Origin of the sequence: Streptomyces sp. NPDC057136, from assembly GCF_042670885.1 — a bacterium.
In the GTDB taxonomy this organism is placed as follows: domain Bacteria; phylum Actinomycetota; class Actinomycetes; order Streptomycetales; family Streptomycetaceae; genus Streptomyces.
The window spans coordinates 75185-89189 of record NZ_JBHUUV010000022.1; the positions used below are offsets into that span (position 1 = coordinate 75185).

12 protein-coding genes are annotated in these 14005 nt (G+C 69.3%); 1 reads left to right on the plus strand and 11 read right to left on the minus strand.

The window, feature by feature from the left end:
* Positions 1–201: 201 nt before the first annotated feature.
* The 3 genes from smc to ACFT7S_RS24635 all read right to left on the minus strand — a co-directional run bounded on the left by smc (position 202) and on the right by ACFT7S_RS24635 (position 5004).
* Positions 202–3780, minus strand: a complete 3579-nt coding sequence (gene smc / locus ACFT7S_RS24625) for a chromosome segregation protein SMC (RefSeq protein WP_382735315.1) — start codon at positions 3778–3780, stop codon at positions 202–204.
* A 291-nt stretch (positions 3781–4071) separates the two neighbouring features.
* Positions 4072–4284, minus strand: a complete 213-nt coding sequence (locus tag ACFT7S_RS24630) for a hypothetical protein (RefSeq protein ID WP_018551753.1) — start codon at positions 4282–4284, stop codon at positions 4072–4074.
* 438 nt (positions 4285–4722) lie between these two features.
* Positions 4723–5004, minus strand: coding sequence for an acylphosphatase (locus ACFT7S_RS24635; protein WP_382735317.1), 282 nt, complete (start codon positions 5002–5004; stop codon positions 4723–4725).
* Positions 5005–5159: 155 nt separating this feature from the next.
* On the opposite strand from ACFT7S_RS24635, the gene ACFT7S_RS24640 reads away from it, so the two are divergent.
* Complete coding sequence (locus ACFT7S_RS24640) at positions 5160–6050, plus strand: CAP domain-containing protein (protein WP_382735319.1); 891 nt, start codon at positions 5160–5162, stop codon at positions 6048–6050.
* 531 nt (positions 6051–6581) lie between these two features.
* Here ACFT7S_RS24640 and mutM read toward each other — a convergent pair.
* The 8 genes from mutM to recG all read right to left on the minus strand — a co-directional run bounded on the left by mutM (position 6582) and on the right by recG (position 13998).
* Positions 6582–7448 (minus strand): bifunctional DNA-formamidopyrimidine glycosylase/DNA-(apurinic or apyrimidinic site) lyase, encoded by an 867-nt coding sequence (gene mutM, locus ACFT7S_RS24645; RefSeq protein ID WP_382735321.1) that lies wholly within the window; start codon positions 7446–7448, stop codon positions 6582–6584.
* An 83-nt stretch (positions 7449–7531) separates the two neighbouring features.
* The gene (rnc, locus tag ACFT7S_RS24650) at positions 7532–8359 is read right to left on the minus strand and encodes a ribonuclease III (RefSeq protein ID WP_382735323.1); all 828 of its coding nucleotides are present in this window, start codon (positions 8357–8359) and stop codon (positions 7532–7534) included.
* A 19-nt stretch (positions 8360–8378) separates the two neighbouring features.
* Complete coding sequence (gene rpmF, locus ACFT7S_RS24655; RefSeq protein ID WP_003965982.1) at positions 8379–8552, minus strand: 50S ribosomal protein L32; 174 nt, start codon at positions 8550–8552, stop codon at positions 8379–8381.
* 2 nt (positions 8553–8554) lie between these two features.
* Positions 8555–9220 (minus strand): YceD family protein, encoded by a 666-nt coding sequence (locus ACFT7S_RS24660; RefSeq protein ID WP_382735324.1) that lies wholly within the window; start codon positions 9218–9220, stop codon positions 8555–8557.
* A 149-nt stretch (positions 9221–9369) separates the two neighbouring features.
* Positions 9370–10485 (minus strand): cell division initiation protein, encoded by a 1116-nt coding sequence (locus ACFT7S_RS24665; protein WP_382735326.1) that lies wholly within the window; start codon positions 10483–10485, stop codon positions 9370–9372.
* 97 nt (positions 10486–10582) lie between these two features.
* Entirely contained in the window at positions 10583–11062 is a 480-nt protein-coding gene (gene coaD / locus ACFT7S_RS24670; RefSeq protein WP_382735398.1) for a pantetheine-phosphate adenylyltransferase, read from the minus strand.
* Positions 11063–11088: 26 nt separating this feature from the next.
* Positions 11089–11673 (minus strand): 16S rRNA (guanine(966)-N(2))-methyltransferase RsmD, encoded by a 585-nt coding sequence (gene rsmD / locus ACFT7S_RS24675; protein ID WP_382735328.1) that lies wholly within the window; start codon positions 11671–11673, stop codon positions 11089–11091.
* Positions 11674–11763: 90 nt separating this feature from the next.
* Positions 11764–13998, minus strand: a complete 2235-nt coding sequence (gene recG / locus ACFT7S_RS24680; protein WP_382735330.1) for an ATP-dependent DNA helicase RecG — start codon at positions 13996–13998, stop codon at positions 11764–11766.
* Positions 13999–14005 lie beyond the last annotated feature (7 nt).

Genomic DNA, 14005 nt, shown 5'->3' on the forward strand with positions numbered 1-14005 from the left:
TCTCCCAAGTGGCACATAACTTCCTAGGCGCCACCACTTGAAGGTAAAAACGACGTTGCAGAGACTATGCGTTCAAGTGTCGAAGTCAAACGTCGGGCGAAGGCCTACATCTACCCAGGAGCACCCAAAAGGTGCGTTGAAGTCGTGACGATTGAGTAAAGGTCCGCAGAGGCCAGGGAGGTCAGCAGTGGCCGGCGGAGGTCAGCGGAGACGCTGGCTGATCACCTTGGAGACACCGTCGCCCTGCATGGAGACGCCGTACAGCGCGTCGGCGACCTCCATCGTCCGCTTCTGATGCGTGATCACGATGAGCTGCGAGCTCTCCTGGAGCTCCTCCATGATCCGGATCAGCCGCTGGAGATTGGTGTCGTCGAGTGCCGCCTCGACCTCGTCCATCACATAGAACGGGCTGGGCCTTGCCTTGAAGATCGCGACCAGCAGCGCCACGGCCGTCAGCGACCGCTCACCGCCCGAGAGCAGGGAAAGCCGCTTGACCTTCTTGCCCGGCGGACGCGCCTCGACGTCCAGACCCGTGGTCAGCATGTTGTCCGGGTCGGTCAGGATCAGCCGTCCCTCGCCGCCCGGGAAGAGCCGCGAGAAAACGCCCTCGAACTCACGGGCGGTGTCCCGGAACGCCTCGGTGAACACCTGCTCGACCCGCTCGTCGACCTCCTTGATCACCTGCATCAGATCGGCCCGGGTCTTCTTCAGGTCTTCAAGCTGCTCGGAGAGGAAGTTGTGCCGCTCCTCCAGGGCCGAGAACTCCTCGAGGGCGAGCGGATTCACCTTTCCGAGTTGCTGATACGCCCGTTCGGCGGCCCTGAGCCGCTTCTCCTGCTCGGCCCTCACGAAGGGCTGCGGCCGGTTGCGCGGATGCTCCGGATCGTCCGGCAGTTCCTCGCCTTCGGCCGCCGGGGACGGCGGCACCAACTGGTCGGGACCGTACTCGGCGGCCAGCCCGGCCGGCTCCACCCCCAACTCCTCCAGGGCCTTCGCCTCCAGCTGCTCGATCCGCAACCGCTTCTCGGCGCCCAGCACTTCCCCGCGGTGAACCGAGTCGGTCAGCTTGTCCAGTTCGTCCTTGAGCGCGCGGCCCCGGCCCCGCTCGGCCGCCAGACCCCGTTCGCGCTCGGCCTTCGCCGCCTCGGCCGAGGCCCGCTCCTCCTCCGCCCGTACGACGGACACCTCCACGTGCGCGAGCAGTTGACGGGCGCCGGAGGCCACCGCCGAGGCGACCTCGGCCTCGTGGCGCAGCCGGGCGCGGCGCTGTTCTGCGCGGGCGCGGGCCTCTCGTTCGGCGCGGGCGCCGCGGTCGAGGGAGTCGGCGCGCCCGGCGAGCGCCTTGACCCGTTCCTCGTGCGTGCGGGCCTGGAGGCGGGCCTCCATCTCGGTCTGGCGGGCGTTGGCCCCGTCGGCGGCGAGCCGGTCACGTACGGAGGTGTCGGGCTCCTCCTCGACCGGGGTCTCCTCGGCGACCAGCAGCCGTTCGGCCAGCTCCTCGGCCTCCTCGGCCGCCCGCTCCAACGCCTCCTGGGCGCGGGCCGCGGAAGCGGTCGTGCGCTCCGCCTCCCCTGCGGCGCCACGGGCCTGCCCCGCGAGCCGGCCGAGCTGCTGGGCCACCCCGGACTTCTCGCGTTCAGCCGCCCGGCGGCGCTCCCCCAGCTCCTCGACGAGGGCGGCGCAGCTACGCCGCCGCTCCCCCGCGAACTGCTGGGCGGCGGCGAGCTCCTCGCACCGTACGGCCAGCTCCGTCAGCTCGGCGGCGGCCTCGTCGACCGAGGCCTGCACTTCGAGGAGGCTGGGCGCCCCTGCCGAACCGCCGTGCGCGAAGTGGGCACCCAGCACATCGCCTTCACCGGTCACGGCGATCAGTTCGGGGTGGGCGGCGACCAGGTCCTCGGCGTCCTCCAGCGTGCCGACGACCACCATGTCCCGCACCAGTCTCCGTACGGCGCCCATCAGCTCGGCCGGCCCGCTCACCAGATCCACGACAGCGGGCGCCCGTCCGGCACCGGCGCCGGAACCATCCTCGACAGCGGTGTCCCGCAACCGGGGATCTGCGCCGAGCAGCAGCGCCGCGCGCCCCGCGTCCTGCTTGCGCAGCAGCCTGATCGCGTCCGCCGCGGTGGCCGGGTCCGTGGCCGCGATCGCGTCGGCCGCGGCGCCCAGGGCCGCCGCCACCGCGATCTCGTGCCCCGGCACCACGGTGAGCAGCTCCGCGGCCGGGCCGAGCAGCCCGGCGGGCCGGTTCTGCGCGTCGAGCAGCGCGCCCGTGCCGTCCTTGCGGCGCAGGCCCAGCGCCAGTGCCTCGTGGCGGGCGGCCACCGCGGCCCGCTTCCGTTCCACCGCCGTGGCGGCCTCCCGGGCCGCACTGTGTGCGGCCTCCGCCCCGGCGAGCTCCCGCTTGGCCGCGTCGTGCCGCTCACCCAGCTCCGCGTCATCGGCGTCCAGGCCGTCCACCTCGGCCTTGAGAGCTTCGTACTCCTCCTGGGCGGCGACGGCACGGTCCCTGGCCTCGTCCCGGGAGGTGGCCAGCCGGTCGATCTCCGCCTGGGCCGAACCGGCCCGGCTGCGGGCGGCGTTGACCTGGCCGCGGAGCCGGGCCAGGCCCTCACGCCGGTCGGCGATGGCCCGGGCCGCGTCCTTGAGTCTGCGCTCCTCGGCGGCCAACTCCCGTTCCAGGTCCGCCCGGTGGGCGGTGGTGTCCTCCAGGGCGTGCTCCGCCGCTTCCAGCGCGGCGGTCAGCTCGGCCTCCTGCTCGCGAATCCGGGCGGCCTCGCGCTCCATGCTCTCCGGGTCCCTGAAACCCTGGCCGCGCTCGTCGTCCGGCGCTTCGGTGGCGCTCTTCACCCGGGCGTCGGCGAGCGAGATCGTGCCCCGGACCCGCTCGGCCAGTTGCGACAGCTCGTACCAGGTCTGCTGAGCCCGCTGAAGCCGCGGCGCCAGCCGCCGTACCTCGCCCTCCAGCTCCGCCTCGCGCCCCAGGGCCGCCTTCAGATCCGCCTCGGCCGCCTCCCGGCGCTGCCTGAGCGCGGCCTCGTCGGCGATCTCGGTGCGCAGCGCCTCGTTCAGCCGCACCAGGTCGTCGGCGAGAAGCCGCAGCCGGGAGTCGCGGAGGTCGGCCTGGATGACCGCGGCGCGGCGGGCCACGGCGGCCTGCCGGCCCAGCGGCTTCAACTGGCGCCGCAGTTCGCCGGTGAGGTCCTGGACGCGGGCCAGATTGGCTCCCATCGCCTCCAGTTTCCGTAGCGCCTTCTCTTTGCGCTTGCGGTGCTTGAGCACGCCCGCGGCTTCTTCGATGAATGCGCGGCGCCCCATCGGATCGGCGTGGAGTACGGAGTCCAGCCGCCCCTGACCGACGATGACGTGCATCTCGCGGCCGATACCGGAGTCCGAGAGGAGTTCCTGAATGTCGAGGAGTCGGCAGGTGTCGCCATTGATCTGGTATTCGCTGCCGCCGTTACGGAACATGATCCGCGTGATGGTGACTTCCGCGTACTCGATTGGCAGCGCACCATCGGAATTGTCAATGGTCAGCGAGACCTCGGCACGCCCGAGCGGTGGCCGGCCGGTGGTACCGGCGAAGATCACGTCTTCCATCTTGCCGCCGCGCAGGGATTTGGCTCCCTGCTCACCCATGACCCAGGAGAGCGCGTCCACCACATTGGATTTGCCGGACCCATTGGGTCCGACGACACAGGTGATCCCGGGCTCGAAACGCAGGGTCGTGGCGGAGGCGAATGATTTGAAACCACGCAGGGTCAGGGCCTTGAGGTGCACGCCGCCGGACTCTACCTTTCACTCTCGGTTTCGCTGATGAAGGTGCAGGGCACATCAGACGGTAGGGGAAGGGCTGTACGTCCGGGGCGGGCCGGGGGGAATCACTGCGGGGGAAAGAAAAAAGGGACGCCGAGGCGTCCCCTGTACTTGTTCGGCCTGCGCTACGGACCGAGGTCGCGGCTTCACGAGCAAACCTCGATGACCAGGGACGACGATCCGTGACGAAGGCATTCCGGTGGTGAACTCAAGCGGCTGCCGTGTGCAGCCCGGCCGGCCCCGACTGGGCACCGGTCAGGTCAGCGCGGGCTCCGCCTGGGGTACGTCGATGTCGATGCTGTCGAGCAACGACTCCTGGTGCTGAGCGGCGGCGTTCAGCGCGTCGTTTTCGTCCTGAATCCGGACAAGCTCGGATTCAAGGTCCTGGACGCGCTGCTGGAGCCGTCGCATCTCGGCGAGGAGTCGCGGATCGGAACCGCCGACGTAACCGAGAAGCGCCTTTGCCATGATGGATGGTCCTCCACACTGAGTGACCGACCGAAGCGGTGTGGGTCGTGAGGGAATCGCACCCGCGGTGCTCGGCAGTGCTCTGTCATCACTGCGGTTCTGCTGCCAAACAGCTCTGCCAAACAGCTAAGGTGCGCGGGGTTTTCAGCGTCTCACCAAAAAGTTTGACGGTCAACACGATCACGCCCGTAGAGGCGGGCATCCCGGGGGTGCGCGGCCTATTGATCATGCGGCGCGACTCTCCTGCGGGGCCCAGGGGGCGTGTGGAGATCTTCGTTACCGCCGCAGCCTGGCATGCCGGACCGATCTTCGCAACCGTCATCGGCCGACCCATCAATTCGCAGGTCATTTCGGGTGCACCACCCCGAGAGGGGCTCCGGTCACGCCTCGCCGCGCCTCGAATACGGAGCGGAACGGAGCAGGGTCCCCGACTCCCGTTCAACGGATTGCGAATCCCTCATATCCACCGCGCGGGGTGTCCCAGATCTCAGTCACTCCGTCCACGTGGCCGGGTGTGTCGTCGGAGCGGAGCCAGTCCAGTAGTCGGTGGCAATTCTCACGTGGCCCCTCGGCCACCACCTGCACCCTGCCGTCATCGAGATTGAGCGCGAAGCCGCGGAGGCCGCCGATCTCCAAAGCGTTTGCCCTGGTGAACCAGCGGAACCCTACTTGCTGTACTCGGCCGCGTACCCAAGCAACGAGTCGTGCATCTTCGTTCATACCCGAACGCTAACCGCCCAATTGCTCACGGAGCACGTCACCCCTTTACTCCATGGCGTACAGTCCGGTCGCAATAGCCTCACCCGAACGGGTGAGGCTTCTGAGAGTCACGGTGACGCCGCGAGGGCGCCCGGAGCACAGGAAAGGCACAACGCATGGGACGCCACGGCAAGAAGCGGGCCTCGATACCCGTACGCACGGGTCTCCTCGGCGTCTCCGCGGCCATGGCCGTCGGTGCGGTCGCCGTCACCTCCGGTCTGCTGCCCGGCGGTGACTCCTTCGACGTACGGGGCACCTCCTCGGCGGACCAGATCCGCTCGGGCGGCGCTCCCGACCTGCTGACGCAGGGCGGCACGACGGCCTCACCGACCGACCGCGCCTCGGCGTCCACCGGGACGAGCCGCTCCAGTGAGCGCCCCGCGGCCCCCTCCACCTCGGCTTCTTCGAAGTCCGCCGAGCCCACGAAGCCGGCCGCGACCCCTTCGAAGACCGCGGAGAAGTCGAAGCAGTCGACAAAGGCGCCCACGAAGAAGACCGAGACGAAGACGAGCGCCGCACCGGCCACGAAGACTCCGGCCGCGCCGAAGACCTCGTCCGCCGCCCCGGCCGCGCCGAAGACCTCGTCCGCCGCCCCGGCCCCGAAGCCCCCGGCCCCGGACACCGACGCGACCGAGTCCGCCCGCACCGCCGTGCTCTCCCTCGTCAACCAGGAACGCGCGAAGGCCGGCTGCAGCCCGGTCGCCACGTCCCGCGGCCTGACGTCCCTCGCCCAGAACTTCAGCGAGGACATGGCCGCTCGCGGCTTCTTCTCGCACACCGACGCCGACGGGGCGAGCCCGTGGGACCGGGCGACGAAGGCGGGCGTGCTGGGGCTCGGCGGCGAGAACATCGCCCGCGGCCAGACCGACGCCCAGGCCGTGATGGACGGCTGGATGAACAGCGACGGCCACCGAGCAAACATTCTCAACTGCGACTACAAGACCCTCGGCGTCGGCGTCCACTTCGGCTCCGGCGGCCCCTGGTGGACGCAGGACTTCGGCTTCTGAGAAGTCGGCGCCGGGTCAGGGGCTTCGCACGACCCGCACGTACCGCACCGAGTGAGCTGTTCGCACCCTGGAGGCCGGGGTTCTTGTGAGAATGAGGCCTTGATCTCACACGCTGAGTTCCCGTCTGTCCTTGGGAGATACTTCCCGGCCCGGGCCCGGCCCGGGCAGCATGCCGGCCGATTGGACTCGGACAGAGCCACCCACAACCAATCCGAGAACGCAGGGTGCTGGTCTGGTCTCCTCCGAGACCGTCGACTACGTGATGGGCGACCCGGATTCAGGCGTGGACCTCTCCATCAGCGTCGTCGGGTTCATCAGCGCGGACTCCGCGAGCACGTTCTTCCACACCATCGATGCAAAGACCGATCTGGACGCCCAGGAGCGTAACGATCCACGGACGCCGACGAGCAGGCGTTCGCCACATCCCGGCTCGAAACGCTCGCGAGAATGATGGCCGAACGAGCCCATCAAGCGCAGAACGGCCACACTCCGACGGCGTACGTACGCGACGCCTGAGACGAACGCCGGGCGCTACGACACGCTCTGAGCGCGCGGCGGCCGCTGACAGCGCGGGCAGTAGTAGCTGGAGCGGTTCATCCAGGCGCGGCGGCGGATCGGTGTACCGCAGCGGTGGCACGGTTCGCCCTCACGTCCGTACGCGTCCAGTGACCGGTCGAAGTAGCCGGACTCGCCGTTCACGTTCACGTAGAGGCTGTCGAAGCTGGTGCCGCCCTGGGCGAGCGCCTCGTTCATGACGTCCCGGACGTGCCCGAGCAGGGCGGTCGTCGCGGGGCGGGTGAGCGTCGCGGTGGGCCGCTCGTAGTGCAGCCGGGACCGCCACAGGGACTCGTCCGCGTAGATGTTGCCGACGCCGCTGATCAGCGTCTGGTCGAGCAGGGCGCGTTTGACCGTGGTGCGGCGCAAGCGCAGGGCCGTGTGGAACGCCGCGTCGTCGAAGGCCGGGTCGAGCGGGTCGCGGGCAATGTGGGCGATGGTGTCGGGCAGCCCGTCCGGAGTGTTCTCGTGGAGCGAGAGCCCGCCGAAAGTCCGCTGGTCGACGAAGCGCAGCTCGGTGCCGAGGGCGTCGTCGAAGACGATCCTGATCCGCAGATGCTTCTCGTCGGGTGCGTCCTGCGGCTGTACGAGCAGCTGGCCGCTCATCCCCAGGTGGCCCAGGAGCGAGAACGTCATGTCGTCGAGCGGCACCCAGAGGTATTTACCGCGACGCATGGCCGCGCCGAAGCGGATGCCGTGCAGCCGCGCCGCGAAGTCGGGCCCGCCCGCCAGGTGCCGGCGGACCGCACGCGGATGCAGGACCTCCACCGCACCGACGGTGCGCCCGGTGACCCAGCGCTCCAGACCCCGCCGTACGACTTCGACCTCGGGCAGCTCGGGCACGGTGACGCTCCTCGGGAGAACTGGGCGGTGCGGGACAGGGAAAACCCCCCGGTGCACCAGGCACCGAGGGGCTTTCTCATGATTCAGGCCGGAGCGACGTCCGTGTTCGGCTGCGACGGTTCGGCAGGGGTGACGGCGTCCCCTGCGTCGGCGGCGGCCTTGGCCGCTGCCTGTCGCGCTTCCGCGTCGGCGCTGATCTCGCGCCAGGCGGACTCCGCCGCCTGTTGCTCCGCTTCCTTCTTGCTACGGCCGGTGCCGGTGCCGTACGAGACACCACCGACGCGAGCAGCAGCAGTAAAGGTCTTCTCGTGATCCGGGCCGGTCTCCGTGACGAGATACTCGGGAACCCCGAGGCTCTCGCTCGCGGTGAGCTCCTGGAGGCTGGTTTTCCAGTCCAGGCCGGCGCCGAGGTTGGAGGACCTGTCGATCAGCGGGTCGAAGAGCCGGTGAACCAGCTCCGAGGCCACGCCGAGGCCCTGGTCGAGATAGACGGCGCCGATCACTGCTTCCAGTGTGTCGGCGAGGATGGAAGCCTTGTCCCGGCCACCCGTACCCTCTTCACCGCGGCCGAGCCGGATGAAGGAGCCGAGTTCGAGGCCACGGCCCACTTCCGCAAGTGCACGTGAGTTGACCACCGCGGCCCGCAACTTGGCCAGCTGGCCTTCGGGCAGGTCGGGGTGGGTGCGGTACAGCGTGTCCGTGACCACCAGGCCGAGCACCGAATCCCCGAGGAATTCGAGACGCTCGTTGGTGGGCAGACCGCCGTTCTCGTATGCGTACGAACGGTGGGTCAGCGCACGCACCAGAAGGGCGGACTCGAGGTGATACCCGAGCCGCCCTTCCAGAAGCGTGTGGGACGAGGCTGTGTTGACGTTGTCTGCCTGCTTCTTGGCGCTGGACAACTCAGACATCGTGCCTCTCACCAGCCGCTCAGACCTCGAGGACCTGGCGCTTGTTGTAAGTGCCGCAGCTCGGGCACGCAATGTGCTGGAGCTTCGGCTCCTGGCAACGCTCGCACGAAACCAGGGTGGGGACCGCAGCCTTCCACTGCGACCGGCGGTGGCGCGTGTTGCTGCGCGACATCTTCCGCTTCGGAACAGCCACGGCTACTTCTCCTGCTTCTCGTCGACGCCTGCTTCGGCGCCGCCCATGTTGTCCTTCTCGCCGTCCTGAACGGTCTCGGCGAGTCCTTGCAGTGCCGCCCAACGAACGTCGACGGCATCGTGGTGGTGGCCAGGATTCTCGTCCAGCCTGATTCCGCATTCGGAACACAGACCGGCACAGGTCTCCTTGCACACCGGCTGCAGCGGAAGTGCAAGCACCACCGCGTCACGCAGCACTGACTCGAGGTCGAACAAGCCGTCCTCGAGGAAGAACCTGTCCTCGTCGTCCTCGGCGTCGTCGACCGGCTCCGCAGTCCTGCTGCGGCCCCGGTCATCGGCGTCAGGGTACGAGAACATCTCCTGGAAGTCCGCCGAAACCTCTCGGCTCAGCGGCTCCAGACACCTTACGCACTCCGCTTCGGCCGTCGCACGGGCGGTGCCTGTGACAAGCACCCCTTCCATGACCGACTCCATGCGGAGGTTCAGCGCCAGGGGTGCGCCTTCCGGCACACCGATGACTCCGTCGATACCCAGATCCTTGGGTGCCTCCACCGAGCGGGTCAGCCGCTTGAGGGCACCAGGACGCCGACCCAGCTCACGCGTATCGAACACGAGAGGGTTGCGGTGGTCGAGGTGGCCGTTCAGGGCTTTTCCTGCTTTCGAGATCATGTGCATCGCGCTGCTCCGGGGAAGGCTGTCCCGGCTTCGATGGAGAAGCGGGCAGCCGGGATCGCGGACATAGGCGCGACCGAATAGCCAGGATACTGGACGCACCGCCCAGCACCCAATCGGGTCCCGGCCGCTCCGGCCCGGTCCGGTCAGCGCCCCTGTTCGTAGCGGCGCAGCTGCTCCAGATCGATCATGCTGGTGTCGAAGAGGCTGGTCTCGTCGAGCGCGCTCTCACCCTGCTGCGCCGGGGGCTGGGCCGGCTGCTGCGGCCAGCCGTACTCCTGCTGCTGGGCCTGCCCCTGGTTCGGGTCGTAGCCCTGTTGCGCGTAGGCGGCGTACGGGTCGGGCTGCTGCTGGTAGCCGTAGGCGTCCTGCTGGACGGGCTGGTCCTGATACCCGTACTGCGCGTACTGCGGCTCCGGCTGCGCCTGGACCGGGAAATCCGGCTGTGCCAGGACCGGGAAGTCCTGTGCCTGGGCCGGGAAGTGGGGCTGCTGGGGCACGGGCTCCGGCGTGGAGAGCTCGGCCAGGCCGGCCCAGTGGTCCTCGTCGCTGGTGTGCCCCTGGCTGCCCGCCGCGTCCTGGGCGGCCATGTGCGCCCCGAGGTCGTCGGTGGCGACCCGGCCGTGCAGCTTCTGCCGCCCGCGGCCGACCGCTTCCAGGGTCTTGGCGAGTACGGCCTCGAAGGCGCCGAGCTTGGTGTCGACGTACTCGTCGGCCCGCCGCTGGAGCGTCTCCGGGTCGGCGCTGCGTTCCGGCGCCTCGGCGAAGTCCGGGTCCTCGTAGCCCTGGCCTTCGTAGCCCTGACCGTCGTAGCCCTGGCCACGGCCGAGGAGCTTCTCGCGGCCCCGGTCGACGGAGCCGATGGTCTTGGTGAGGACGACCTCGAAGTTGGCGAGCTTGCTGTCGACGTACTCGTCGGCCTCGGCCCTGACCTCTTCGGCGTCCTTTCGGGCCTCCGAAAGGATGCGGTCGGCCTCGTCCTGGGACCGGCGGGCGATCTCCGTGTCCGAGATCAGCGAGCCTCGCTGGGCGTGGGCGGACTCGATGATCCGCTCGGCCTCCTGGCGGGCCTGCTCGACCAGCTGCTCGCGTCCGCCGATGAGCTCCTGGGCGTGGGCGAGGGAGCCGGGCAGGGCCTCCCGTACCTCTTCGAGCATGGCGAGCAGCTCGGCGCGGTTGACCACGCAAGACGCCGACATGGGCATGGACCGGGCGTTCCCTACCGCTTCGACGATCTCGTCGAGCTTCTTCTGCACGTCCACCGTGTGCTCGCCACTCTCTGCTGCTGTTGGAGACGGACGGGACGACTGTAAGGCCAGTCGGCTCCCGTCCGACACCTGGTGACGGACGGTCAGCGCTTCACTTCTGGCCCAGACGCTCCGTAAGGGCCTCGTGGACCCTGGGCGGCAGCAGGTGGGAGACGTCGCCGCCCCAGGTCGCCACTTCCTTGACCAGGGAGGACGACAGGAAGCTGTACGTGGGGTTGGTCGGCACGAAGAGCGTCTCGACGCCGGAGAGCCCGTTGTTCATCTGGGCCATCTGGAGCTCGTAGTCGAAGTCGCTGACGGCCCGCAGGCCCTTCACGATCGCCGGGATGTCGCGCTGCTTGCAGAAGTCGACCAGGAGGCCGTGGAAGGACTCGACCTCGACGTTGCCGAAGTCGGCAGTGACGTCGCGGATCAGCTCGATCCGCTCCTCCACCGTGAACAGTCCCTTCTTGGACTGGTTGATCATCACCGCGACGTGTACGACGTCGTACAGCTTCGAGGCACGGCCAATGATGTCGAGATGTCCATTGGTGATGGGGTCGAACGACCCCGGACAAACGGCGCGGCGCAACTTGATTCCCTCGCTCTCCGGTCCGGTCATCGTGCGTCTTCGCACGTAGAGGCGGCGCGACCGTACCAAAGCGTTCCCTCGCCGTAGCGACGGGCCCGCAGTGGCTCGAATCCCTTGGGCCAGTTGAATTCTCCGCCTCTGGTGCTGCGCTCCACGGTGACGAGCGCATCGCCGGTGAGCCAGCCCTGAGCACGGAGTGTGAGCAGTATCTCGCCAAGATCGACGTCCGTGACGGCGTACGGCGGGTCCAGGAACACCACGTCGTAGGGCTCGCCGGGCGCCGGTCCTGTCACGATCTGTTCGGCTTTGCCGGCCCGGACCTCGGCGCCGGGCAGACCGAGCGTGCGGACGTTGTCGCGCACGACGCGGACGGCCCGGGCATCGGCCTCGACGAGCAGGGCGTGGACGCCGCCCCGGGAGAGCGCCTCGAGGCCGACGGCACCGGAACCCGCGTACAGATCCGCGATGCGGATGCCCACCAGGGTGCCGAGGAGCGCTTCCCAGGTGGAGAACAGGCCCTCGCGCGCCCGGTCGGACGTGGGGCGGGTGCCGGTGCCGGGCGGGACGGCCAGGCGGCGTCCGCCGGCCGAGCCGGCGATCACGCGGGTCATGGGTGTCTGGTCCTAGGGTCGCGGGTGGCACACAGGTCGGTACGCGTGTCGTACACCCACGATATGGCGTCCGGGCCGATCGGGTCCCGGTCACCCCTTGTCGAGATACTCCTCACGCTCCTTGTCCAGGAGCGCGTCCAGAGCCGTACGCAGCTCCGGCAGATGCTCCAGCGTGGGGTCGGCAGCGACGACGACGGCGGCCTCCTCGCGGGCGGCGGCGATGACCTCTTCGTCGTCGATGACGCTGAGCACCCGCAGGGAGGAGCGGACGCCGGACTGGGCCTGGCCGAGAACATCGCCCTCGCGGCGCTGCTCCAGGTCGATCCGGGAGAGCTCGAAGCCGTCGAGGGTGGCGGCGACCGCGGAGAGCCGGGCCCGGGCGGGGCTCGCCTCATGGGCCTCGCTGACCAGCAGACAGAGGCCGGGCGCCGAGCCACGTCCGACACGGCCGCGCAGCTGGTGCAGCTGGGATACGCCGAAGCGGTCCGCGTCCATGATCACCATCGCGGTGGCGTTGGGGACGTTCACACCGACCTCGATGACGGTCGTGGCGACCAGGACGTCGACCTGCCCCGCGGCGAAGCGGCGCATCACGTCGTCCTTGTCGTCGGGGTGCATCCTGCCGTGCAGCACCTCGGTACGGAGCCCCGCGAGCGCGCCCTTGCGCAGCTCCTCGGCGATCTCCAGCACGGCGAGAGGGGGGCGCTTCTCGCCGTCGTCCTCCGGGGCCGCGCCCTTGGCACCCTTCCCCTTCTCCCTCTTCTTCTCAGCGGCCTCGTCGGCGTCGTCACCGATGCGGGGACAGACGACGTACGCCTGGTGGCCGTTCTCCACTTCCTCACGGACCCGTTCCCAGGCGCGGCTCAGGAAGTGCGGCTTGTCCTTGGCGGGGACGACATGGCTGGCGATCGGCGAACGGCCCGCCGGGAGCTGGTCAAGTACGGAGGTCTCCAGATCGCCGAAGACCGTCATCGCGACCGTACGGGGAATGGGGGTGGCGGTCATGACCAGCAGATGGGGCGGCTGCTTGCCCTTCGAGCGCAGGGCGTCGCGCTGCTCCACACCGAAGCGGTGCTGCTCGTCGACGACGACGAGGCCCAGGTCGTGGAACTGCACCTTGTCCTCGATCAGCGCATGGGTGCCGATCACGATCCCGGCCTCGCCGGTGACCAGGTCGAGCAGCGCCTGCCGGCGGGCCGGGACGCCCATGGACCCGGTGAGCAGCACGACCTTGGTGCCCAGGTCCGAGCCCCCGAGCATGCCGCCCTCGGCGAGCTCGCCCATCATCTCGGTAATGGAGCGGTGGTGCTGCTGGGCGAGGACTTCGGTGGGCGCGAGCATGGCGGCCTGCCCACCCGCGTCGACGACGCCGAGCATGGCGCGCAGGGCGACCATTGTCTTGCCCGAGCCGACCTCGCCCTGGAGGAGGCGGTGCATCGGGTGTTCGGTCGCCAGGTCGTCGAAGATCTCCTTGGAGACCTTCTCCTGGCCCTGGGTGAGGGTGAACGGCAGTTTCGCGTCGAAGGCGTCGAGCAGGCCGTCCGGTACGGATCTGCGGGCCACGGCGGGGAGTTGGGTGTCGGCGTAGCGTCGGCGGGCCAGTGCGACCTGGAGGACGAATGCCTCGTCCCACTTCAGCCGGTCCCTGGCATCCGCGATGTCGGCCCTGGTCTGCGGGCGGTGGATCTTGAGCAGTGCCTCGGGCAGTGTCGCGAAGCCGCGCCCCTCGCGCAGGGCGGGCGGCAGCGGGTCGACGGCGTCCTGGGCGCTGGGCAGCACCGCGTCGACGGCCTTGGCGATCCGCCAGGAGTCGAGCTGTTTGCAGGCCGGATAGATCGGCAGCAGCTTCCCTGCGAAGGCGTCGACCGCCTCGGTGGCCTCGGCCGTGCCCTCGGCGGCCCCGGCGTCCAGAAGTTGGTACGTGGGGTGCGCGAGCTGCATCTTCCGGTTGAACACGGAGACCTTGCCCGCGAACATCGCCCGCCGGCCGGGCAGCAGTTCCTTGTGCGGCTTGTGGACTCCGTGGCCGAAGAAGACCAGTTGGAGCCGGCCGCTGCCGTCGGTGAGGGTCACCTCGAGGCGCTTGCCCCTGCCGTTGTTGAACACCATGATCCGCGCGTCGGCGACCTGCGCGACGACGGTCACGTGCTCGTCCAGCGGGAGGTCGGACAGCGCCGTGAGCTGGCCGCGCTCCTCGTACCGCCGCGGGTAGTGATGGAGCAGATCACCGACCGTGTGCAGGTCGAGGTGTTCGGCCATCACCTTCGCGGTGGCTCCGCCGAGCAGCTTCTTCAGGGGTTCATCGAACGAAGACACGCGATCCATTGCACAC